Consider the following 22462-nt stretch of genomic DNA (forward strand, 5'->3'; position numbering starts at 1 on the left):
CGCTTGGGATAGGCAAGGAGAATGGATATGGCCGTTCTCAGCGACGAGACATGGCGGCGCCATGCCAATCCGTGGAGCGTGTGGACGCGTTACGCGGCGTTTCCGTTGCTGGTTCTTGCAGTGTGGAGCTATCACGCTATCGGCTGGTGGGCCGTCGTGCCGGTAGCGGTCACGGTCGGTTTCCTTTACATCAATCCATGGCTCTTCCCGCCGCCGCGCTCGACCCGAAGCTGGGCATCGAAGGCCGTGTTGGGCGAACGTGTCTGGCTGAAGGAGGGCAAATGTTTCCTTCCGGATCAAAATCCACGGTTTTTTCTCGTGCTGACCGCGATAGCGCTGGCGAATATCTCTGCTTTGGGCTGGGGAATTGTGCAATCCGATGCGGCATTAATGATTGTGAGCACTGTCAATGTGCTGGCAGGCAAGTCATGGTTCAATGATCGCATGGTCTGGCTGTTTAGCGAGCGGGTGCGAACAAGCGCTGAATATCAGAGCTGGCTGTATTGATGTTTGCCGACATCACGACAAAACTGAAATCGCAGATGCCCGAGTTGCGCGGGCGGATGCTGGCGAACGAGCCGCTGGCGCCGCTGACATGGTTTCGCGTCGGCGGTCCGGCGCAGGTGCTGTTCACGCCGGCCGACGAGAACGACCTCGCCTATTTCCTGCGCCATCTGCCGGAGGAAATTCCGATCTACTGCATCGGCGTCGGCTCCAACCTGATCGTGCGCGACCGCGGCCTGCCGGGTGTGGTGATCCGGCTCGCGCCGCGCGGATTCGGTGAGGTCACGACCGATGGCGACACCGTGCACGCCGGCGCCGCCGCGCTCGACAAGCGCGTCGCGGAAGCGGCGGCCGCGGCTGATATCGGCGGGCTCGAATTCTATTTCGGCATTCCCGGTACCATCGGTGGCGCGCTGCGCATGAATGCCGGCGCCAACGGCAGCGAAACGAAGGATGTTCTGGTTGAGGCGCGCGCCGTCAGCCGCCGTGGCGACAAGATCACGGTCGACAATGCCGGGATGAAGTTCGAATACCGCAACAGCGCGATCTATCCGTCGGTCATCTTCACCGGCGGGACGTTTCGCGGGCGCAGGGCCGAACCAGAGGCGATCCGCGCGCGCATGAACGAGGTGCAGAGTCACCGCGAGACCGTGCAGCCGATCCGCGAAAAGACCGGCGGCTCGACCTTCAAGAATCCGCCGGGGCAGAGTGCGTGGAAGCTGATCGACGCCGCCGGGATGCGCGGCCATCGCGTCGGCGGCGCGCAGGTGTCGGAGATGCACTGCAATTTCCTCATCAACACCGGCGAGGCCACCGCGCGCGACATCGAAACCCTGGGCGAGACCGTGCGCGCGCGGGTGAAGGAGCACGCTGGCGTCGATCTGCAATGGGAAATCAAGCGGATCGGGTTAGAAGCATGATCCCGAAAAGTGGAAACCGGTTTTCGGATAAGATCATGCTCAATCAAAAAGATTAAGGCTAGAGTCTGATTCAACGTAGTCGAATCAGACTCCAAGAGTAGGCCGATGCGCATCACCATTCTTTTTGGCGGCAGCAACAAGGAGCGTCTCGTCTCGGTGGCGAGCGCGCAGGCGCTGCACCGCGCCCTGCCGGAGGCGGACCTGTGGTTCTGGGATATACGTGACGATGTCCATAACGTGCGTTCCGAGGTGCTGCTTGATCATGCGCGGCCGTTCGAGGACGAGTTCGTCCCCGGCGGGACCAGTATGCCGTTTGAGCAGGCGCTCGACCGGGCCAGGGCCGAGGGCCGCGTGCTGGTGCTCGGCCTTCATGGCGGCCGCGCCGAAAACGGCGAGCTGCAGGCGATGTGCGAACTGCGCGGCATTCCCTTTACAGGATCGGGCTCGGCCGCCTCGCACCTTGCGTTCGACAAGGTCGCGGCCAAGCGGTTCGCGGCGTTGGCGGGCGTCACCACGCCTGCCGGCGTACCGCTGGAGGAAATCGACCGCGCATTCGCCGAGCACGGCCGGCTGATCGCAAAGCCCGCGCGCGACGGATCGAGCTATGGACTGATCTTCGTCAACGCGAAGCAGGATTTCGTTGCCGTCCGCCATGCGGCGAAGACCGAGGAATATGTGATCGAGCCGTTCGTGTCCGGCATCGAGGCGACCTGCGGCGTGCTGGAGCGCTCCGACGGCACCGTCGTCGCGCTTCCGCCGGTCGAGATTGTGCCGGCGGAGGGCCGGTTCGACTACGCCTCGAAATATCTGGCCCAAACGACGCAGGAGATCTGCCCCGGCCGGTTTTCGTCCTCTATCACCGCGCGGATCATGGATCACGCGCTGCGGGCGCATCGTGCACTGTCTTGCCGTGGCTATTCCCGCACCGACTTCATCGTGACCGGCAAGGAACCGGTCTATCTCGAGACCAACACCCTGCCGGGTCTGACCGCGGCCTCGCTCTATCCCAAGGCGCTCAAGGCGCAGGGGATCGGATTCGCGGATTTTCTACGCGATCAGATCGTACTTGCCGAAAAGGCCGGCCGCCCGGCTCATAGCGTTTTCAGCGAAGCATGTCCTCGGGCGTGACCCGAGGATGGGGACCGGTTCGCGTGAAGAAAACGCGTCAAAATTAAAACAGCCTCGCTTCTGATTCCGTCAGAAGCGAAAAGGCTCTGGGCTGGCCGCCGGGTGAGGGAACCCGCCGGGGCGTGCGGACGGCCCGGATCGGCCGCGGCCGGAAAGCCGCAAGGCATTCTTTTATCGTATCAAAACGCGGCCTGCCCGCACCGGTTTTACACTTTGTTTACCAGGACGTCCGAAGGTTAACGCTGGCGGCGCATGTGGCGCTTGGCTGCCGGGGCGTGAGCTGGTGCGGATTTTCCGCTTCGACGATCGCATCGAGGGAACAGCGGACCTGCGGCGAGGTCGGCGCCCTGCCCGGAATCGCCAGGATGTTGCGCGTGTCCCCTGATCTGAAGTTCCTGCGTTCGGCGCTGCGGGTAAGCGGGGCGGGGCAAAACGTGTGACGGGTTCGCGCAATGGATGGTGGAGGTCGTCTCGATCGGTCGTTGAGATCGCCGGGGTCCAAGGCTGACTCGCTGAAGAGGGCTGACTCGCTGAGGGGGGCTGGCCTGCTGAAGGAGGCCAACCTGATCAGGCTGGCCGCCAGCGGCGCAGGCATTCTGCTGCGCGAGCAGATCGCGAAGCTGAAGCGCGCCCGGGCGGAACGTCTCGACGCGCGCGCCAGAAATCCAAACCGTGCGATCACCTTTCTCGAGCGTCATGTTCCGCGCCGGCTCGGCGCGGCCCTGACCATCATCATCCTCGGCGGCAGCGCCGCGCTGGGCGTCGTCGCGGGCGGGCACGTCGATGCGGCGATCGGCGCCTTAAGCGACACCCGCAATGCGCTCGCCAATGCCGCGGGCTTCCGCATCACCTCCGTCACCGTCAACGGCCGCACGCAATTGACGCAGGACGAGGTGCTGGCCGCCGGCGGCGTCAACGGCCGTTCCTCGCTCTTGTTCCTCGATGCCTCCGGCGTGCGTGATCGCCTGAAGGCCGATCCGTGGATCGCGGACGCGACCGTGCTGAAGCTTTATCCGGGCGCGCTGCAGATCGACATCACCGAGCGTCGCCCTTTCGCGCTGTGGCAGGAGAACGGCAAGCTCTCGGTGATCACGGATGACGGAACCGTGCTGGAACCCTACGTCACCCGCCGTTTTGCGTCGCTGCCGCTCGTGGTCGGCAAGGGGGCGGAAACCCGCGCCAGGGATTTCCTCGCGCTGGTTGCGAATTATCCGGTGGTGAACAGTCAGCTCAAGGCGGCGATCTTCGTCGGCGAGCGGCGCTGGAATCTGCGCCTCAAGGACGGACTCGACATCCGGCTTCCGGAGACCGACGTCGGCCGCGCGCTGGCCGCGCTCGTGAAATACGACAGGGAAGACAAGCTGCTGTCGCGTGACATCACCGCCATCGACATGCGGCTGCCCGGCCGCCTGACCGTGCGGCTTTCGGAAGAGGCCGCGAAGGCGCGCGAAGAGCAGTTCAAGAAGTCCAGCAAAAAGGCCGGCAGCGCATGACCGGCCTCGACCGCAACCAGACCCCGAAGATGCGGCCGATGCAGCACAATCGCAGCGCGCTGGTGGCGTCGCTGGACATCGGCACCAGCAAGATCGCCTGCATGATTGCGCGGCTGAAGCCGAGCGCGCCGAACGAAGCCTTGCGCGGACGAACCCACACAGTCGAGCTGATCGGCTACAGCCAGATCCAGTCGCGCGGCATGAAGGCCGGCGCGGTGGTCGATCTCGCCCAATGCGAACAGGCGGTGCGCCAGGCGGTGTCGCTGGCCGAGCAGATGGCAAAAGTCCGCGTCGAATCCGTGCTGCTGCCGGTATCGGCCGGGCGGCTGCAAGGACAGTTGATCGAAGCGGCTTCCCATATTCAGGGCGGTGCGGTGACGCCGTCCGACGTCAGCCGCGTCATCTCGGCCGGCATGCGTCACGCCACCGCCCCCGGACGCACCGTGCTCCATGCGCTGCCGGTCGGCTATTCGCTCGACGGCGTAAAGGGTATCCGCGATCCCCGCGGCATGGTGGCGCGCCGGTTCGGCGTCGACATGAACGTGGTGACCTCGGAGGCGACGGTCGCGAAAAACCTGATGCTGGCGGTCGAGCGCTGCCACCTCACCGTCGAAGCCATGGCTGCCAGCCCCTATGTGGCCGGCCTGTCGGTTCTGACCGGCGACGAAGCCGATCTCGGCGCCGCGGTCGTGGAGATGGGAGCCGGAACCACCACGATCGCGATTTATTCGGCCGGCCGCTTCGTTCATGCGAGCGGGTTCGCCGTCGGCGGCCACCACGTCACGATGGATCTCGCCCGCGGGCTGGGTGCGTGCATTGCGGATGCCGAGCGAATCAAGACGTTATATGGCACGGTGCTGACGGGCGGTTCCGACGTACGCCAACTGATGACTGTTCCGGCAGCGGGAGACAGCGACAGCGACGCGCCTCAGGTCGTGTCGCGCGCGACCATCGCCAACATCGTCCGCCAGCGTGTCGAGGAGATTTTTGAAATGGTCAGGGACCGGCTCGCGGATTCCCCTTTTGCCGCCGAGCCGCGGGCGCGGGTCGTGTTGAGCGGCGGTGCGTCGCAGCTTACCGGCGTTCCCGAGCTTGCAAGGCGCATCCTCGGCCGTCCGGTCCGCATCGGCCGTCCGCTCGGCTTCGGCCGGCTGCCCAATGAGGCCAAGAGTGCGTCGTTCGCGGTTCCCACCGGCCTGCTGGTCTATCCGCAATACGCGCATCTCGAACACGTCGAACCGCGGCATACGCGGCAGCTCCGGACCGGGACGGACGGCTATTTCGGAAAGGTCGGACGATGGCTCCGGGAGGGCTTCTGATGAATTTTCCGCCGATCAGCAGATTTCCATCAACTCCCGCGGTCGACGACCGCTGGCATAGCGACACCGCGCGTGTAATCGAGAGGCAGCCATGACTATCAATCTCAACGTTCCCGACATTCACGAGCTGAAGCCGCGGATCACCGTATTCGGCGTCGGCGGCGCTGGCGGCAACGCGGTCAACAACATGATCACCGCCGGGCTGGTCGGAGTCGACTTCGTCGTTGCCAACACCGACGCGCAGGCGCTGACCATGTCGAAGGCGCAGCGCATCGTCCAGATGGGCACGCAGGTCACCCAGGGTCTGGGCGCGGGTTCGCAGCCGGATGTCGGCGCGGCCGCGGCGCAGGAAGTCATCGACGAAATTCGCGATCACCTCTCGGGCGCGAACATGGTGTTCGTTACCGCGGGAATGGGCGGCGGCACCGGCACCGGCGCTGCGCCCGTGATCGCTAAGGCCGCGCGCGAGATGGGGATCCTGACCGTCGGCGTCGTCACCAAGCCGTTCCACTTCGAGGGCCAGCGCCGCATGCGCACCGCCGATTCAGGGATAGGCGAGCTGCACAAGGTGGTCGATACGCTGCTGATCATCCCCAATCAGAACCTGTTCCGGGTCGCCAACGAAAAGACCACCTTCGCCGACGCCTTCGCGATGGCCGACCAGGTGCTCTATTCGGGCGTCGCCTGCATCACCGACCTGATGGTCAAGGAGGGTTTGATCAACCTCGACTTCGCCGACGTCCGCGCCGTGATGCGCGAGATGGGCAAGGCGATGATGGGCACCGGCGAGGCCTCCGGCGAAAAGCGCGCGCTCACCGCCGCCGAAGCCGCGATCGCCAACCCGCTGATCGACGACAGCTCGATGAAGGGCGCGCGGGGTCTTCTGATCTCGATCACCGGCGGCAAGGACCTGACGCTGTTCGAGGTCGACGAGGCCGCCACCCGCATTCGCGAGGAGGTCGACCAGGACGCGAACATCATCGTCGGCGCCACCTTCGACGAGAGCCTTGACGGCATCATCCGCGTGTCGGTGGTCGCTACCGGCATCGACCAGAGCACCATTGCGCGCAACGCGGCCACGCCGGCTACCCCGGCCACGAAGCCGGGATCTGCGGGGTCGATCGCGATGGACACCCGTGTGGCCGATCTGACCGCGAAGTTGCGCGAGGACAACAAGCGTCTAGCCGCCGGCGCCGCGCAGAAGACCGCCGAGCCGCCGCGTCCCGCCGCCCATCCCGCCCAGGCGCCGCAGCAGCACCCCGTCGCGTCCAGCGCCAATGTCGAGCGCGCGGCGCTTGAGGCCATTGCCGCGGCCGTCGCCGAACCGGTGCAGCCGCTCGCTCCGGCTGCCATGCAGCCGGCATCTTACGGCGACGTCACCGTTCGGCCGATCGCGCAGAAGCCGACGCTGTTCCCGGATCACGATCCCGCCCCGCGCGAGAAGCAGGAGCCGCCGCCGCCCGAGAACTTCATCCCGCAGCCGGCCGAACGCGCCCCGGTCCGCGCTCCGCGGATGCCGAGGATCGAGGAACTGCCGATGCCCGCGCAAAACGAAATCCGCCAGGCGAGGGGCGAGGCCGAGGAGGAGCATCCGCAGAAGAGCCGGCTGTCGCTGTTGCAGCGACTTGCCAATGTCGGCCTCGGCCGCCGCGACCAGGATACCGAACCCCCGATCGCGGCCCGTGGCTCCGGGCCGGCCATGGCTTCGATGCCTCCATTGCCGGAGCGTCGGCCGCAGCGCAGCGTCGCCGAGCAGATGGCCGCGAGCGCCGGCAACGAGCCGGTATCAGAGTATGCCCGGCGTCCGGCGCCACAAGGACTGGACTCCCACGGCCGTCCGGCCCCCGTAGCACCGGCGCCACAGGGGGACGACCACCTGGATATCCCCGCTTTTCTGCGCCGCCAGGCCAACTGAGACCTGTAACAATTGGAAATCGGAGGGGCTTCGACGATCAAGCCGGAGCCCTTTTCTGCTCTTGATCCGGTATTTTACTATCTGTAGACAAGCGATTGTAACTTAACTAAAAATTATGTATCTCATGTTTCGCTTTAAGGTCGCGCCGGGCCGCAAATTTGGTTAACAGGCGGCGTGATTGCGGCGGAGATAGGGTAACAATTGGTAAAGAAGCGTGAGTTGGCGCGCTTTGGGGCTGCCGGTATGTTTTACCGGTGACTTGGGGAATCACGAATCGATTCGCCGCCTCTCAGGCGGGAGAATTCGGTATTCGGGATGAGTCACTTGGGCCAGGGTTTATGAAATTCAACCGCCAGACGACGCTTCGTTCGCAAGCCACCGTGACGGGTGTCGGTGTTCATTCCGGATCACCTGTCAGTCTGACCCTTGGGCCTGCCTCGATCGATGCGGGTTTTATTTTTATCCGGACCGGCGCCGATGGAATTGAACGCCGGGTGCCAGCCGTCGCGAAATCCGTCACATCGACCGAATTCGCCACGGTGCTGGGCGACCAGCAGGGCCCGCTTGTCTCCACCGCCGAGCACGTCCTTGCCGCGCTGCGCGGCATCGGCGTCGACAATGCCACCATCGAAATCGACGGGCCTGAAGTGCCGATCATGGACGGCAGTTCGACTGCATTCGTCGCCGCGATCGACCAGGCCGGCATCGTCGAGCAGTCTGCGGCGCGCCGCTTCATTCAGGTGCTCAAACCGGTGCGGGTGAAGAGGGGCGAGGCCTTCGGCGAGCTGCGTCCATACGGGCGCGGTCTCCGCGTTGAGGTCGAGATCGATTTCGCCAATCCGGTGATCGGTCATCAGGATTATGCCCTCGATCTCAACCCCGAAACCTTCCGCCGCGAAATCAGCCGCGCCCGTACCTTTGGCTGCTTGAACGATGTCGCGAAGCTCTGGAGGGCCGGCTTCGCGCGGGGCGCCTCCTTTGAAAACTCCATGGTGTTCGACGACGAGCGCCTGTTGAATGTCGGGGGCCTGCGCTACGCCGACGAGTGCGCGCGACACAAGGTTCTCGATGCGATCGGCGATCTTGCACTCGCAGGGTTGCCGCTGATCGGCGGCTATCACTCGGTATGCGGCGGGCACAAGCTCAACCATGCCGTTCTCTCGGCCCTGATGGCCGATCGGACCGCCTGGCGGGTGGTCGAGGGCCAGCCGGCCTCGCGTCCGCGCAGTCAGGGCGAAGCGGTCGGCGGAATGGTTGGCGGCATGGTTGCGGCCTACGGTCCCAACGTGTCCTGATTCGCAGAGCGCCGATCCTCCAATCCATACGCTTGGCGCGGGCATTGCACTGTCCGGCTGCTTTCCGTCGCGGCGGTTGCCTGAGCCATTCGTTCGGTCGTATCGGAGCGTTGCGGGAGCTCCTGGAGCATGACCCCGAAAAGTGGAAACCGGTTTTCTGATAAGGTCATGCTCAATCAAAAGAATAAGGCTAGAGGCTGGTCCAATGCGTTGGATCAGACTCTGGCGTTTCGCCTTAATCCCGGCGAAATACCTGCGTACCCGGTTGGTTAGCGGATTTGTTTCGGCTATAGCGTTTTCGAGCGAAGCGGGTGTCGGTTCGCGTCAAGAAAACGCGTCAAAACAAAAAGCTTGGAGCCGGCTTTGATTCGATCAAAGCCGGAATGGCTCTAGAACGGGTTCGCGGTCGCGAGGGCGGCGCACCACCGGGGCTGGTTGGTTATGCCCTTTATCGTGCGTGGGGGCGCATTGGTTACCGTAATCACGGACGTCAGGTTTTCATCGATGTTGGCTAAGCGTATGGCGCTCGGACGGAACGCATTGACGGAACGCGCCGCTCTCCTCGATCGGCTCGGCCGGAAACTGCGGCTCGTCGTCGGTCTTGTGATTCTGGGGACGACCCTGAGCGGCTGCGGCACGGGTGCGCTGTGGGACAAGTTCTTGGCGAAGGACGAACAGACCTTCAGCGATGAACCGGCGGACAAGCTCTACAACGAGGGCTTGTTCCTGATGAACAATCAACGCGACCTCAAGGCGGCCACGAAGAAGTTCGACGAGGTCGACCGCGAGCACCCGTATTCGGAATGGGCGCGGAAGTCGCTGCTGATGTCGGCCTACGCGTCTTATCAGGCCGGCGACTACGATACCTGCATCGGCTCCGCGTCGCGCTACGTGACGCTGCATCCCGGCAGCCCCGATGCCGCCTATGCGCAATACCTGATCGCCGCCTCGAACTACGACCAGATTCCGGATATCTCGCGCGACCAGGCCCGTACCGAGAAGGCGATGGCTTCGCTCGAGGAGGTGATCCGCAAGTATCCGACGTCCGAATATGCCGGCGAAGCCAAGAAGAAGCTTCAGGGCGCGCGCGATCAACTCGCCGGCAAGGAAATGGCGATCGGCCGCTACTACATGGAGCGGCGCGACTACACCGGCGCCATCAACCGCTTCAAGACCGTCGTGACCCGCTACCAGACCACGCGGCACGTCGAGGAGGCGCTGGCGCGGCTGACCGAGGCCTATATGGCGATCGGAATCGTCGGCGAGGCGCAGACCGCCGCGGCCGTGCTCGGCCACAACTTTCCGAACAGCCGCTGGTACAAAGATGCCTACAATCTCGTGAAGTCGGGCGGGAGCGAGCCGAGCGAGAATCGGGGCTCGTGGATCAGCAAGGCGTTCAGGAAGATGGGGCTCGGCTAGTTTCGCGCACCGAACTTCGCTAGACTCCGCGCTACGCTTCTCCGCACCTCTCAACGACACCCTGGCAGGAACCGGCCTCCGATGCTTGCGCGCCTTTCGATCCGCGACATCGTCCTGATCGAGCGGCTCGATATCGAGTTCGCCGCCGGCCTTGCGGTGCTGACCGGCGAAACCGGTGCGGGAAAATCCATCCTGCTCGATGCCTTCGCGCTGGCGCTCGGCGGTCGCGGCGACGCCGGGCTGGTCCGCCACGGCGCGGATCAGGGGCAAGTCACCGCCACCTTCGATATTCCAAAAAACCATCCGGCCAGCGCGATCCTCGCCGCCAACGACATCGAGGGCTCTATTTCTGAAGATTCGGGTGAGATGATTCTGCGCCGGGTGCAGCTCGCCGACGGCCGCACCCGTGCCTTCATCAACGATCAGGCGATCAGCGTGCAGACCTTGAAGGCGGTGGGCGCGGCGCTGGTGGAAATTCACGGTCAGCACGACGAGCGGGCGCTGGTCGATGCCTCGACCCACCGGCGGCTGCTCGATGCCTTTGCCGGCCTGGAGACCGATGTCGCTGCGCTGGAAACGTTGTGGGAGGGCCGCCGCACCACCCGCGCGGCGCTCGACGATCACCGCGCCGGTATGGAGCGCGCCGCGCGCGAGGCCGACTATCTGCGTCATGCGTCCGACGAGTTAAGACAACTCGCGCCGCAGGACGGCGAGGAAACGGCTTTGGCCGAACGCCGCACCACGATGATGGCCGGCGAAAAGATCGCGGCCGACCTGCGCGAGGCGCAAGATGCCGTCAGCGGCAACCGCTCGCCGGTGAGCGTGTTGGCGGCGGCGGTGCGGCGGCTGGAACGGCGGGCCGCGAGTTCGCCGCAACTGGTCGAGCCGGCGGTGAGAGCCATCGATGCCGCCATCAACGCGCTGGAGGAAGCGGACCAGCATCTCGCGGCGGCGCTCACTGCTGCCGATTTCGACCCGGCCGAGCTGGAGCGCATCGAGGAACGGCTGTTCGCGCTGCGCGCGGCGTCACGCAAATATACGACGCCGGTGGACGGGCTCGCTGCGCTCGCCGCCAAGTTCGCGAACGACGTCGCGCTGATCGACGCCGGCGCGGATCGACTGACCGTGCTGGAAAAGGAAGCGGCTGAAGCCGACAGGCGCTTTGCGGCGGCGGCCGCGAAACTCTCCGTAGCGCGCACCAGAGCCGCGGAAAAACTCGACAAGGCGGTCAATGCGGAACTGGCACCGCTGAAACTCGATCGCGCGACATTTTCCACGCAGATCGAATCCGACTCCGCGACGCCGGGGCCGCAAGGCTTCGATCGCGTCGAGTTCTGGGTGCAGACCAATCCGGGCACCCGGCCGGGGCCGCTGATGAAGGTCGCCTCCGGCGGTGAGCTGTCGCGCTTTCTGCTGGCGCTGAAGGTGGTGCTTTCTGATAAGGGCTCAGCGCCGACGCTGGTGTTCGACGAGATCGACACCGGAGTCGGAGGTGCGGTGGCGGACGCCATCGGTGCGCGGCTGGCGCGGTTGGCCTGCAAGGTGCAGGTGATGGCGGTGACCCATGCGCCGCAGGTCGCGGTGCGCGCCGACCAGCATCTGCTGATTTCGAAGGACGCACTCGATCGCGGCAAGCGCGTCGCCACCCGCGTCGCGACGCTGGCGCAGGATCACCGCCGCGAGGAAATCGCGCGGATGCTGGCGGGGGCCGAGATCACGGCGGAGGCCCGCGCCGCTGCCGACCGGCTGTTGAAGGCGGCGGGGTAAGTCGCTATGGCGGCAAAGCCCAAAACGCCTCCGCCCGTCGATTCCCTCACGAGGGCGCAGGCGAAGATCGAGCACAAGCGGCTCGCGCTCGAGATCGAAACGCATAACGAGCGCTACTACCAGAAGGATGCGCCGACGGTTTCCGACGCCGCCTACGATGCGCTGCGGCAGCGGCTTGAAGCAATCGAGGCGCGCTTCCCCGATCTGATTACTGCCAATTCGCCGACTCAGACGGTCGGCGCCGCCCCCGCGCGCGGCTTCGCAAAGGTGCAGCACGCGGTGCCGATGCTATCGCTCGGCAACGCCTTCAGCGACGAGGAAGTCGCTGAATTCGTCGAACGCATCCAGCGTTTCCTGAAACTTGGGCCAGACGACATTCCCGCCATCGTCGCCGAGCCGAAGATCGACGGACTGTCGCTGTCGCTACGTTATGAAAACGGTGAGCTTGTGCGCGCGGCCACCCGCGGCGACGGCTTCACCGGCGAGGACGTCACTGCCAATGTGCGTACCATCAAGGACGTTCCGCACAACCTAAGAGGCCGCAACATCCCAACCGCCTGCGAGCTGCGCGGCGAAGTTTATATGCTCAAGACCGACTTTCTCGCGCTGAATAAAAAGCAGGAGGATGCCGGCGACACCGTATTCGCCAACCCGCGCAACTCGGCCGCCGGCTCGCTCCGGCAGAAGGATGTTGCGATCACCGCGTCGCGGCCGCTGAAATTCTTCGCCTATGCCTGGGGCGAGATGACGGATCGACCCGCCGACACCCAACACGACATGCTGGAGTGGCTCAAGGACGTCGGCTTCAAAGTCAATCCGCTGATCGAATTGTGCAACAGCGTCGAGAAGGTGCTGAAGTTCTACCGCAAGATCGGCGAGCAGCGCGCTTCCCTCGGCTACGACATCGACGGCGTCGTCTACAAGGTCGACCGGCTCGACTGGCAGGAGCGCCTCGGCTTCGTGTCGCGCTCGCCGCGCTGGGCCATTGCGCACAAGTTCGCCGCCGAGCAGGCGACCACGATCCTCAAGGGTATCGACATCCAGGTCGGCCGCACCGGCGCGATGACGCCGGTGGCGCGGCTCGAACCCGTCACCATCGGCGGCGTTGTCGTGCAGAACGCCACGCTGCACAACGAAGATTACATCAAAGGCATCGGCAATGACGGCCAGCCGATCCGCGACGGCGTCGATCTCCGCGTCGGCGATACCGTGGTGGTGCAGCGCGCCGGCGACGTGATACCGCAAGTGGTCAGCGTCGTCATCGACAAGCGGCCGAACAGCGCACAGCCTTACGCGTTTCCGCATACGTGCCCGATCTGCGGCAGCCACGCCGTGCGCGAGGAGGGCGAGGCGGTGCGCCGCTGCACCGGCGCGCTGATCTGCCCGGCGCAGGCGGTGGAGCGGCTCAAGCATTTCGTCTCGCGTCTCGCCTTCGATATCGACGGTCTCGGCGAGAAGCAGATTCAGGAATTTCACGAGCGGGGCTGGATCAAGGAGCCGGCCGATATCTTCACGCTCAGGGAACGCAATCCAAAGATCAAGCTTGAGGAGCTTGAGGGCTTTGGCGAAGTCTCGGTGCGTAACCTGTTCGCTGCGATCGATGCGCGCCGCACGATCGAACTCAACCGGCTAATCTTCGCGCTCGGCATCCGCCACGTCGGCGAAGGTAATGCCAAATTACTGGCGCGGCATTACGGCGGCATCGACGCATTCCGCGCGGCGATGAGCGAAGCCGCTGCGGCGCAGACCGACGATGGCAACGCCTCCGAGGCCTATGCCGATCTCAACAACATCAGCGGTATCGGCGATATCGTGGCTGACGCGGTGGTCGAGTTCTTCGCGGAGACGCGCAACGTCAAGGCGCTGAACGATCTGCTTGAGGAAATCGAGGTGCTGCCGGTCGCGCAAGCGCGCAACGATTCCGCCGTTGCCGGCAAGACCGTGGTGTTCACGGGCTCGCTGGAAAAATTCACCCGCGACGAGGCCAAGGCCTCAGCCGAGCGCATGGGCGCGAAGGTTTCGGGCTCGGTGTCGAAGAAGACCGATCTCGTCGTCGCCGGCCCCGGCGCGGGATCGAAGCTGAAGGACGCGGAGAAGCACGGCGTCCAGGTTATCTCCGAAGACGAGTGGCTAAAGCTGATCGAGGGGTAGGCGATCGCAAGCCGGGCGCGTCGAGGAAGGAATGACGGACCGCTCAAGCCGCCGGCTGACCGATCGTCACCTTCAGCGTGCCGACGCCGTCGCAGCCGCACGCGATCTCGTCGCCAGGCTGGAGCCGGGAGACGCCGGCGGGCGTGCCGGTCATGATGATGTCGCCGGCCCGAAGCTCGACCTGTTGCGAGAGCTGCGAGACGATCTCCGGCACGTTCCAGATCATCTGCGCGAGATCGCCGGCCTGGGCCTCCTTGCCGTTGACCGTGAGCCAGATGCGGCCCTTCGACGGATGGCCGATCTTCGCGGCCTGCTGGATCGGACTCGACGGCGCGGAGTGATCGAACGATTTTCCGATCTCCCAGGGCCGCTCCTTCTTGCGCGCGGCGTTCTGCAGGTCGCGCCGGGTGAGGTCGATACCGACGGCGTAGCCGTAGACGTGGTCGAGCGCCTTGTCGGCGGGGATGCGCAGGCCTCCGCCCTTCATCGCGACGATCAGCTCGACCTCGTGATGCAGGTCGCTGGTCAGCGGCGGATAGGGGATGACCGCGCCGTCTGGCTCAATCATGTCGGGGTGCTTTGCGAAGAAGAACGGTGGCGCGCGCTCGTCGTTGCCCATCTCTCGGATATGGTCGAGATAATTGCGGCCGACGCACCAGATGCGGCGGACCGGAAAAAATCCGCCTTCACCCGCGACCGCAATAGCGGCCTGGGGCGGCTGTGGGATCACGAAAGACCCTGCGCTCATGCGGTTCTCCGCGGTCTGTATGCGGCTGCGCGACGCGGATGACCGCGCCACGGCAGGCGTGCTTACGCCGATGCGCTGAGAGGGGCCAGGGCAGGCGCCGCGTCGCGATGCTGTAATCGAAAAAACGACGCATAGCGTCCACCGCGCCGTAGCAGATCGTCGTGCCGGCCGCGCTCGACGATCTCGCCCCCTTCGACCACCAGGATCGCGTCGGCGTGCATGATGGTGTGCAGGCGGTGTGCGATCACGATCGTGGTGCGGTTCTGGCAGAGATGCCCGATCGCTTCCTGCACCTGCTTTTCGGACTCGGAATCGAGCGCGGCGGTGGCCTCGTCCAGCAGGATGATCGGTGCGTTCTTGATCAGCGCGCGCGCCACGGCGATCCGCTGGCGTTGCCCGCCGGAAAGTTGCGCGCCGTGTTCGCCCACGGGCGTGTCGTAGCCGAGCGGAAAGCTCATGATGAAATCGTGAGCGCAGGCGGCTTTCGCCGCGGCGATGATCTCAGCCTCGCCGGCACCGGGGCGGCCGAACGCGATGTTCTCGCGGATGCTGGCCCGGAATAGATAAACGTCCTGTCCGACATAGGCGGTCTGCCGGCGCAGCGAGGTCCGAGAGACGCCGGAGATGACCTGTCCGTCGATCAGGATGTCGCCTTTGGTGACCTCATACAGGCGCAGCAGCAGCGCCAGCACGGTCGATTTGCCCCCACCCGACGGGCCGACCAGCGCGGTCATCTTGCCGGGCTCGGCGACGAAACTCATGCGGTTGAGGACGGGTTCGTCGGCACGATAGGCGAACGTGACGTCTCGCAGCTCGACGCAGGCGGTCGTCAGTTTCAGCGCCGGTTTGTCGCTGTCGTCGGGTTCGCTGGCGGGGCCGTCGACGATCTCTAGAAGCTTGCGCGCGCCGATCAGGTTGCTGTTGAGTTCGATGTTGAGGCGAGCCAGCCGCTTGGCCGGTTCATAGGCCAGCAGAAAGGCGGTGAGGAACGAAAAGAACTGGCCGGGCGTCGCGCCCATGGCGACGACGCGATAGCCGCCGTACATCAGCCCGCCGGCGATGGCGAAACCGCCCAGCGTTTCCATCAGCGGACTGGCGCGGTTCGAGACCCGCGCCATCTTGTTGTTGGTCTGCTCGACGGCTGCGATGCTGGCGTCGATCCGTTCGCCCATGGTCCGCTCGAGCGTGAACGCCTTCACGGTGCGGATGCCCTGCAGCGATTCCTGCATGATCTCCATGATGTCGGTGGTGCCGCTGAACTGGTTGTGGGCGAGCCCCTTGACGCGCTTCACCAGCTTGCGCAGCACCAGCATCGCCGGCGGGGCGACCAGGAGGCCGAACAGCGCCATGTATGGATCCTGCGTCACCATCACGATGATCAGTCCGATCAGCGAGAGCAGGTCGCGGCCGACGGCGTTGATCAGCAGGCTGAGCACCTGCGTGACGGAGCTGGCGCCGGCGGTCAGCCGCGCCAGAAACTCCGACGAATGCCGCGCCGAGAAGAAGCCGATGCTTTCGCTCATCAGTTTGGCGAACAGACGGCGTTGGTTGTTGGCGAGGATCGCGTTGCTGATCTGCGACAGGATCACGGAATGGCCGTAGGTCGCCGCGCCCTTGATGGTGAAGATCACGACCGTGACGAGCGATAGAATGGCGATACCGCGCACGTCCTTGTTGACGTAAGCCTGATTGATGACTTCGCCGAGCAAGTAGGCGGAACCCGCCGTCGTTGCCGCCGAGACGGCCATCAACCCGAATGCGGCGAGGTAGCGCCGCCAATAGGCCATGCCCTGTTCCGTGATCAGGCGGCGGATCAGGATGGCCGCGCCATAGGGATCGTCGGTAATTTTCTTCGGAGGCTCGGTCATCGCGTTCCATTGACGCCGTAAGTCGGCTATCGCCCGCGCGTCAGGATTGTTGCGAAAGCGACCGACTCAATGCCCGCAATGGCGGTTTTTTTCAAGCCGAAACCGGGTTTTCGCCCGATTTATCAGGCCGATGCTGCGAGCTTGCCCGCGGCGTGCCGCTGCGCCAGCTTCTCTTCCCAGGCGAGAGCGTGCGCGGCGATGGTTGCGAGGTCGTCGTATTGCGGCGTCCAGTCGAGCGCCGCGCGAATCCGGCCGGTGTCGGCGATCATGGTCATGATATCGCCGGGGCGACGGTCGGAATAGTGAACGGCGAAGTTGCGGCCACAGACCTGCCGCACCGCTTCGATCGTTTCCAGAACGGAGTAGCCGCGTCCGTATCCGCAGTTCAGCGTGGTCGAACGTCCGCCGTTTCGCAAGTATGTCAGTGCGGCACGATGCGCCTGCGCCAGATCGCTGACGTGGATGAAATCGCGGATGCAGCTTCCGTCCGGCGTCGGGTAGTCGGTGCCGAACACGTCGATCTTGGTGCGCTGTCCGGTCGCGGCTTCGACCGCAATCTTCAGAAGATGCGTGGCGCCCGCGGTCGACAGTCCGATCCGCGCCAGCGGATCGGCGCCCGCGACATTGAAGTAGCGCAGCACGACGTAATTCAGGCCGTGCGCAGTCGCGACATCGTGCAGCATGATCTCGCTCATTAGCTTCGACGATCCGTAAGGGGAGAGCGGCCGGGTCGGCGCGTCTTCCGGGACCGGCATCCGGTCGGGATTGCCGTAGACGGCGGCGGTGGACGAAAAGATGAACCGGTTGACGCCGCATTTAACGGCGACATTCAGCAGACTGCGCGTCGTCATCGTGTTGTTGCGATAGTAGGCGAGCGGATCGCGCATCGACTCGGGCACCACCACGGAACCCGCAAAGTGAATGATGCTCTCGACCCCGTGCTGGGCGATAACGTTCTCGACGAGATTTTCGTCGCCTGCGTCGCCGATGAACAGCGGCACGCCGTCCGGCAGCGCGGACGAAAAACCCGTGGACAGGTTGTCGACGACGACGACGCTTTCGCCGGCCTCGGCCAGCGCGAGAACCATGTGACTGCCGATATAGCCGGCGCCACCGGTAACGAGCACGGTCATGTCTGTTCCTCCGGGCGAGGGTTCGAGGCGGGCTCGCTCGCGTTTGCCGAAATCTCGCATAAAACGGTGGAATTGCCGTATAGCATGGCCGTGATCGGTCCGATTTTCCGCCCTTCGAGCCGGGGAATCGACATTATAGTTGCCAAACTGTAACGAGAGCCGATTTTTTCTGAGCGGCCTTCGGCGTCGATGACTGACATTCTCATCATCAAGACCTCCTCGCTCGGCGACGTGGTGCATCAGATGCCCGCGATCGTCGATGCCTCGCGCGCATGTCCGCAGTTGCGGGTCACGTGGCTGGTGGAAGAGGCGTTCGCGCCGCTGGCGCGATTGCACCCGTCGGTCGCCGACGTCACGACCGTTGCGACGCGGCGCTGGCGTTCACAACTCGCCACTGGTGCGACATGGCGCGAGATCGCGGGGTTCCGCGCGCGCCTGCGCGAGCGGGCGTTCGACAAGGTGATCGACACCCAGGGCCTGATCCGCTCCGCGATCATGGCGCGCGTCGCGCGCGGCGAGCGTCATGGTTACGATGGCCACAGCATCCGCGAACCGCTGGCCGCGCGATTCTACGACGTCAGGCACGCGGTGAGGCGGGATCTGCACGCCGTGACTCGAAACCGGATCCTGACCGGTCTCTCGCTCGGATATCGGCCGCCCGACGATGTCGACTATGGTTTGATCCGTCCTTTGCAGACGGATAGCCAACGCTACGCCGTGCTGCTTCACGGAACGTCCCGGCGCTCGAAAGAGTGGCGTGTCGAGGACTGGATCGAAACGGGTCGCTGGCTGCAGGCGAATGGATTGCAGACCGTCCTGCCGTGGGGCACCGAGGCCGAGCGCCTGCTGTCCGAACGGTTATCGCGGGAAATCGCGGGCAGTCGCGTGCTGCCGCGCCAAAGCCTCGATCTGACCGCGCAAGTGATCGGCAATGCGGCACTGGTGATCGGCGTCGATACCGGCCTGATGCACCTCGCCGCGGCGTATCGGGTTCCGCTCGTCGGCATCTATGTCAGCACCGATCCGGGCCTGACGGGGCCGGTCGGCAGTGGACGCATGGCGGTGCTGGGCGGCAGGAACGGTCCACCGGCTGCGCGGCAGGCGATCGAGGCCGCCGAGCGAGTGCTCGCTTAACTAGATCGACGCCGTCGCGCGCGATATGTTTGCAAGCACCCCCGCGACGAATGCGTCGAGATCGCCACCTGAGAACAGGAAGCCCGGAATTCCCGCACCGCCTGCTGCTTCGATATCGCTCTCGCGGTCGCCGATGGCGAAGCTGCCTTGTTGCCGCACCGGCCAATGCTGCATCAGGTCGAGGATCATGCCGGGCTTCGGTTTACGCCAGAGATGATCTTCCAGATAGCCGGCGACGCTGCCGTCGGGATGGTGCGGGCAATATCTGAAGTCGTCGATTCGTGCGCCCTGCGATGTGAGATGCGACTGCATCCACAGGTGCAGGTTGCGCGTATCATCCTCGCTGAAGAAGCCGCGCGCGACGCCGGATTGATTGGTGAAGATGAAAACGAAATATCCGGCATCGTTCAGCCGTCGGATCGCCTTGGCGACGCCGGGCATCCAGCGAATGCGTTCGCGCGTGCCCATGTAGCCGTCGTCGTGATTGATGACGCCGTCGCGATCCAGGAATGCGGCGGGCCTGGAGGCCTGAGCGATCTCCGCGCCGCTCACTTGTCGCCGACCCCGTCCGCCAGCGCGCGCTCGACGCTGTCGCAGATCGCGTGGGCTGCCGTCATGTGGATTTGCTGAATGACAGGAGTGTCGTCGCTTGGCGCGACGAAAAGATGGTCGCAGACGTCGTGCAGGCTCTTGCCCTTGAGGCCGGTGAAGCCAGCGATGACGAGTCCGCGTTGACGCGCGGCGGCAAGAGCGGCGAGGATGTTTGGTGATTGGCCCGAGGTGGACAGTGCCAGCAGTACGTCGCCTGGCCTTCCGAGGCTCTCGACCTGCCGGGCGAAAATCTGCTCGAAGCCGTAGTCGTTGGAGATGGCGGTGAGGGCGGACGTGTCGGTGGTCAGCGCGACGGCGGCGTAGCCGGGGCGCTCCTTCCTGTAGCGTCCGACGATTTCCGAGGCGATGTGCTGGGCGTCGGCGGCGCTTCCGCCGTTGCCGATCAGAAGCACCTTGTTTCCGGAACGGATCGCATCGACGATGGCGAGAGCAATATCGCTTGTAACCGCGAGCAGCGCCGCGTCGTTGGCCGCGCGCTCAAGGGCCGCGAGCGATTGTTGAAAATGGGTCGCGATCTGGTTCTGGCTCAAGACGCACCTTTGTCGCCGTGATCAGATCACGATGATTTTGGATCGAATCGATTCAAAATCATGAACGTGATCGATTCTAATATTTTGAGAAGCGGGATGCGGGCGGAAAACCGCTACACACTTTTCCTCATCCCGCTCTGTGATCAGTGGTAATGAACGCGTCATGCCCACGCAAGTGTGGCTGCATCAATGCGATACGCGGGCGCCAGCCTCCGCGAGCACCTGTTCCGCAATCGCAACCACCTCGGCTGCTGGAATGTCCCTCATGCAGCGATGGTCGTTCATGGTGCAGACCGGGCGGTGGCACGGTCGGCACGGGATGGACGTTTTTGCCTGAATCGTCGCGGCGAGCCCGTTCAAAGGCGCCCAGTGATAGGGACTGGTCGGTCCGAAAATTCCCATCGTGGGCGTTCCGATCGCGGCCGCGACGTGCAGCAGGCCGGAGTCGTTCGAAATCGCGAGCGTGGCCGCCGCCATCGCCAGAATGCCGTTTCGCAAGTCGTGACCCGTCAGATTCCTGACCCGCGAGCCCCCGGTTGCCACGATTTCGGCGGCGATCGCTTTTTCGTTGGGGCCGCCGACCACCCAAAGGTCGATTCCACGCTCGGCCAGCATCCGGGCGGCCTCGGCGTAGGAGGTCCAGCGCTTGCTGGAGCCGACCGCCCCCGGTGCCAGCGCCACCGCCGGCCCCGTGCCCAATCCCTGCGCCTGCCGCCAGCGGGTCACCTCCTCGCCGGAAACCCGAAGCTGCGGTGCGGGCCATTCGGGCGGCCGTTCCGCCCCGGCCGGAAGCGCCAGCGAGGCCTTCCTGTCGATCATGCGCGGCAGGGCTCGTTCGCCCCAGCGCCAGCGGTTGAGCAGCCCGAATCGCGCTTCGCCGACAAATCCCACCCTTTCCGGGATGCCGGCCAGCGCGGGCGCAATAGCCGATTTCCAGGTGCGTGGCATGATGAGCACGGTTCCGTACCCCTGCGCGCGCATTTGTTGGGCGAGATCCCACTGTTGCGTCAGCGCCAGCCGGCTTCGGGGTAGATCCCAGACCACGCCGGCGCGCACACCGGGCATGTAATCGACCAGCGGGGCGCAGAGTGTTGTCACCAGAATATCCACCGGTCGATTCGGCCAGCGCTGCTTGAGCACCCGCACCACCGTGTGGCCGCGGACGAAGTCGCCGATCCACATGTAGGGGACAATCAGAATGGGCCGGGTATCGTCCGGGTCGCTGACAACTTTCCGCTCTACTGTTGAATCTGTTTTCATAACTTAACGAACGAGTAACACCGGGACGGATGAAAAATCCTCCCTATCCGCTCCCACGCCAGAGGTAAAGTTATCTCTTGCGATGCTTTTGGCGAGTGATTTCGCCGCGTCACGCTATCCAAGTTGCCTCACAGGCGGGACTGGGGCAAACCGTGAGTCGCACATCCATGACGGGGACATCATGCTGCTGGTGACCGGGGGCGCCGGTTTTATCGGATCGAATCTCGTGGCCGCGTTGAACGACGCCGGGCGCGGGGATGTGACGGTCTGCGATACGCTGGGGCATGATGGAAAATGGCGCAATCTCGCCAAGCGGCAGCTTGCGGATATCGTTCCGCCCGCAGAGCTGATGAGCTGGCTCGATGGCCGTCGTCTCGACGCCGTCGTTCACCTCGGCGCAATCTCCGAGACCACCGCGACCGACGGCGATCTCGTCATCGAGACCAACTTCCGGCTGTCGCTGCGGCTGCTCGACTGGTGTACGGCGACGGCGACGCCTTTCATCTATGCCTCGTCGGCATCGACCTACGGCGATGGCCGGCAGGGCTTTCGCGACGATCAATCGGTGGGCGCGCTGCGGACGCTCCGGCCAATGAATCTCTACGGCTGGAGCAAGCACCTGTTCGACATGGCGGTCGCTGGCCGCGCCGCCGACGGTGACGCGCTGCCGCCGCAATGGGCCGGTCTCAAGTTCTTCAACGTGTTCGGTCCCAATGAATATCACAAGGGCACCATGATGAGCGTGCTGACGCGCCGTTTCGACGACGTCAAAGCCGGCCGCCCGGTACAGTTGTTCAAGTCGCACCGCGAGGGCATTGCCGACGGCGACCAGCGCCGCGACTTCATCTACGTCGACGACGTGGTGCGCGTGATGATGTGGCTGCTGGCCACGCCTTCGGTCAGTGGTCTCTTCAATGTGGGAACCGGCAAGGCGCGCAGCTTTCGTGATCTGATGGCGGCGGCCTATGTCTCGCTTGGCGCGAAGCCCAATATCGAATACGTCGATATGCCCGGGCAGATTCGCGGTGCCTACCAGTATTTTACGCAAGGCGAGGTCGAGCGCCTGCAACGCGCAGGCTACAACGGCGGCTTCACGCCGCTGGAGGAAGCGGTCGATGCCTATGTCAAAGGCTATCTCGACCGCGACGATCGCTTTCGTTGACCAGAGCATGATCCCGAAAAGTGGAAACCGGTTTTCGGATAGATCATGCTCAACCAGAAGGACAAGGCTAGAGTCCGATTCAAGGGAATTGGATCAGGCTCCAG

General features: G+C 64.4%; 19 protein-coding genes and 1 pseudogene. 14 read left to right on the forward strand and 6 right to left on the reverse strand.

Annotation, left to right across the window (positions count from 1 at the left end):
* Positions 1–27 precede the first annotated feature (27 nt).
* From NHAM_RS06535 to ligA, 12 genes and pseudogenes are all read left to right on the forward strand, one after another.
* Positions 28–507, forward strand: a complete 480-nt coding sequence (locus NHAM_RS06535; RefSeq protein ID WP_049769309.1) for a DUF6653 family protein — start codon at positions 28–30, stop codon at positions 505–507.
* Positions 507–1424, forward strand: a complete 918-nt coding sequence (gene murB / locus NHAM_RS06540) for a UDP-N-acetylmuramate dehydrogenase (RefSeq protein WP_011509799.1) — start codon at positions 507–509, stop codon at positions 1422–1424. The genes NHAM_RS06535 and murB overlap by 1 nt, the downstream gene beginning before the upstream one ends.
* Positions 1425–1529: 105 nt before the next feature.
* Positions 1530–2552, forward strand: coding sequence for a D-alanine--D-alanine ligase family protein (locus tag NHAM_RS06545; RefSeq protein WP_011509800.1), 1023 nt, complete (start codon positions 1530–1532; stop codon positions 2550–2552).
* A gap of 179 nt (positions 2553–2731) precedes the next feature.
* A pseudogene (locus NHAM_RS26535) lies at positions 2732–2883 on the forward strand (D-alanine--D-alanine ligase); the annotation flags it as partial.
* A gap of 121 nt (positions 2884–3004) precedes the next feature.
* The gene (locus NHAM_RS06550; RefSeq protein ID WP_011509801.1) at positions 3005–4045 is read left to right on the forward strand and encodes a cell division protein FtsQ/DivIB; all 1041 of its coding nucleotides are present in this window, start codon (positions 3005–3007) and stop codon (positions 4043–4045) included.
* Positions 4042–5364 carry a cell division protein FtsA gene (gene ftsA / locus NHAM_RS06555; protein WP_011509802.1) on the forward strand — a complete coding sequence of 441 codons (1323 nt, stop codon included), beginning with the start codon at positions 4042–4044 and terminating at the stop codon, positions 5362–5364. The genes NHAM_RS06550 and ftsA overlap by 4 nt, the downstream gene beginning before the upstream one ends.
* 91 nt (positions 5365–5455) lie before the next feature.
* The gene (ftsZ, locus tag NHAM_RS06560; RefSeq protein ID WP_011509803.1) at positions 5456–7279 is read left to right on the forward strand and encodes a cell division protein FtsZ; all 1824 of its coding nucleotides are present in this window, start codon (positions 5456–5458) and stop codon (positions 7277–7279) included.
* A gap of 338 nt (positions 7280–7617) precedes the next feature.
* Positions 7618–8574: a UDP-3-O-acyl-N-acetylglucosamine deacetylase gene (lpxC, locus tag NHAM_RS06565; RefSeq protein ID WP_011509804.1), complete on the forward strand. Its 957-nt coding sequence runs from the start codon at positions 7618–7620 to the stop codon at positions 8572–8574.
* 311 nt (positions 8575–8885) lie between these two features.
* Positions 8886–9089, forward strand: a complete 204-nt coding sequence (locus NHAM_RS06570; RefSeq protein WP_041357790.1) for a hypothetical protein — start codon at positions 8886–8888, stop codon at positions 9087–9089.
* Positions 9079–9993 carry an outer membrane protein assembly factor BamD gene (locus NHAM_RS06575; protein ID WP_086008308.1) on the forward strand — a complete coding sequence of 305 codons (915 nt, stop codon included), beginning with the start codon at positions 9079–9081 and terminating at the stop codon, positions 9991–9993. Before NHAM_RS06570 ends, NHAM_RS06575 begins: the two co-directional genes overlap by 11 nt.
* A gap of 81 nt (positions 9994–10074) precedes the next feature.
* Positions 10075–11760 (forward strand): DNA repair protein RecN, encoded by a 1686-nt coding sequence (gene recN / locus NHAM_RS06580; RefSeq protein ID WP_011509806.1) that lies wholly within the window; start codon positions 10075–10077, stop codon positions 11758–11760.
* 6 nt (positions 11761–11766) lie between these two features.
* Positions 11767–13911, forward strand: coding sequence for an NAD-dependent DNA ligase LigA (ligA, locus tag NHAM_RS06585; protein WP_011509807.1), 2145 nt, complete (start codon positions 11767–11769; stop codon positions 13909–13911).
* A gap of 43 nt (positions 13912–13954) precedes the next feature.
* Here ligA and NHAM_RS06590 read toward each other — a convergent pair whose 3' ends face one another.
* The 3 genes from NHAM_RS06590 to galE form a co-directional block, all read right to left on the reverse strand.
* Positions 13955–14659 (reverse strand): fumarylacetoacetate hydrolase family protein, encoded by a 705-nt coding sequence (locus NHAM_RS06590; RefSeq protein WP_011509808.1) that lies wholly within the window; start codon positions 14657–14659, stop codon positions 13955–13957.
* A 62-nt stretch (positions 14660–14721) separates the two neighbouring features.
* Complete coding sequence (locus tag NHAM_RS06595) at positions 14722–16527, reverse strand: ABC transporter ATP-binding protein (RefSeq protein WP_011509809.1); 1806 nt, start codon at positions 16525–16527, stop codon at positions 14722–14724.
* Positions 16528–16649: 122 nt separating this feature from the next.
* Positions 16650–17660 carry a UDP-glucose 4-epimerase GalE gene (galE, locus tag NHAM_RS06600; protein ID WP_011509810.1) on the reverse strand — a complete coding sequence of 337 codons (1011 nt, stop codon included), beginning with the start codon at positions 17658–17660 and terminating at the stop codon, positions 16650–16652.
* 189 nt (positions 17661–17849) lie between these two features.
* Here galE and waaC point away from each other — a divergent pair, with 189 nt between their 5' ends.
* Complete coding sequence (waaC, locus tag NHAM_RS06605; protein ID WP_011509811.1) at positions 17850–18794, forward strand: lipopolysaccharide heptosyltransferase I; 945 nt, start codon at positions 17850–17852, stop codon at positions 18792–18794.
* Here waaC and NHAM_RS06610 read toward each other — a convergent pair whose 3' ends face one another.
* From NHAM_RS06610 to waaF, 3 genes are all read right to left on the reverse strand, one after another.
* Entirely contained in the window at positions 18795–19346 is a 552-nt protein-coding gene (locus NHAM_RS06610) for an HAD family hydrolase (protein WP_011509812.1), read from the reverse strand.
* Positions 19343–19936 (reverse strand): D-sedoheptulose 7-phosphate isomerase, encoded by a 594-nt coding sequence (locus NHAM_RS06615; RefSeq protein WP_011509813.1) that lies wholly within the window; start codon positions 19934–19936, stop codon positions 19343–19345. The genes NHAM_RS06610 and NHAM_RS06615 overlap by 4 nt, the downstream gene beginning before the upstream one ends.
* 186 nt (positions 19937–20122) lie before the next feature.
* Complete coding sequence (gene waaF, locus NHAM_RS06620; RefSeq protein WP_011509814.1) at positions 20123–21196, reverse strand: lipopolysaccharide heptosyltransferase II; 1074 nt, start codon at positions 21194–21196, stop codon at positions 20123–20125.
* 181 nt (positions 21197–21377) lie between these two features.
* On the opposite strand from waaF, the gene rfaD reads away from it, so the two are divergent.
* Entirely contained in the window at positions 21378–22358 is a 981-nt protein-coding gene (rfaD, locus tag NHAM_RS06625) for an ADP-glyceromanno-heptose 6-epimerase (protein WP_011509815.1), read from the forward strand.
* Positions 22359–22462 lie beyond the last annotated feature (104 nt).

The organism is Nitrobacter hamburgensis X14 (assembly GCF_000013885.1).
Classification (GTDB): domain Bacteria; phylum Pseudomonadota; class Alphaproteobacteria; order Rhizobiales; family Xanthobacteraceae; genus Nitrobacter; species Nitrobacter hamburgensis.